The 1194-nt window shown below is 47.3% G+C and carries 2 protein-coding genes; both read right to left on the reverse strand.

Translation table 11 applies throughout. The annotated features are described in order from the left end of the window. A partial coding sequence (locus R7E00_RS24275) for an NAD(P)/FAD-dependent oxidoreductase (protein ID WP_318124801.1) occupies positions 1 to 396 on the reverse strand: 396 nt, incomplete at its 3' end. 8 nt (positions 397 to 404) lie between these two features. Then, positions 405 to 1194: methyltransferase (locus R7E00_RS24280; RefSeq protein ID WP_318124802.1), on the reverse strand; the 790-nt coding region annotated here is incomplete at its 5' end.

The following is a 1194-nucleotide window of genomic DNA, read 5'->3' on the forward strand; positions in this document are numbered from 1 at the left end:
CAAGCTAACCAGCTCATGTTGATAACGAATATCGACGCCCTGCTCTGCGGCGCTGTCAGCGAGCACTTTATCAAAGCTGGCGCGTTGAACCTGAAATGTGGTGCCTGGTCCTGCGGTAAATTTGTCAGTGAAATCAAAGTGGGTGTAGACCCCGTTACGACGGAACGCCGCACCATCTTTGAATTGGAAGCCATGCTGCTTCACCGCCTCTGTCATTCCGGCAAGTTCAACCACCTCCATACAAGCTGGAAGTAAGCTTTCGCCAATTGAGAAACGAGGGAACGTCGCTTTTTCGATCACGACAACATCAATACCACGGGATTTTAGCAACGCAGAAACGGTGGAACCCGAAGGACCTGCGCCAACGACGACAACTTGCTTGTGCTCTGTTTTCATTCTTTATACTAGCTTGCTTGGAGTTTTAATAAGGTATGTCCGAGGCCAATGTTGTCCGTTCTTTCCACAACAGAGAGACCTGCTGCTTCAACAATTTCTAGGAAATCATCACTACGGTAGAAACGGCTATTACCATTGGCTAGGCAGGTAAAGTAAAGCGAGGTAGCATTTAAGCTGTATGACGCGCCCGCGTATTTCTGCGCATCCCAAAACAGTTCGAGAACGTAAACGGTATCGCCCGCGCTCAACTGCGCCTTCACTTTCTTCAAAATATTTAAAATTTCAATTGGAGAGAAACAATCTAAGAACTGGCTCATCCACCAAATATCGGCATGATCAGGCAATGTTTGGGCTTTATCAAGCATATTGGCAGGATACGGATGCACGCGCTCGCTGAGCTGATTCTCTGCCACGTTCGACATCGCGACTTCCAATTGCTGCGGCAAATCAACAATGGTCACATGCACATCTTTATCGTAGTTGCAGCACTGCATTGCCCATTTACCCGTATTGCCACCGATATCGACAATATGTTTTGGCTCATTGGCAAACACTTCTTTAAGCAGCAATGGGAAAGAACGATCCGAATAGAAATGATCAAACTTAAACCAGCTCTGCTTAGCTTGCTCAGGTAATGTCGACAACCCTTGATAGATGGTTTCCCAATCGCCCAGCTCTTTCAATCCAGCAGGTTTGCCGTCTTTGATTGCTTCAGTCAGGTGCATCATCGCGGCATAACAAACGTCGGCCGTGAAATCCATGTTTGCTTGGGTCATGCCATCGTACAACAAGTAGAAC

This window comes from Vibrio sp. Vb1755, from assembly GCF_033338635.1.
Lineage (GTDB): Bacteria > Pseudomonadota > Gammaproteobacteria > Enterobacterales > Vibrionaceae > Vibrio > Vibrio alginolyticus.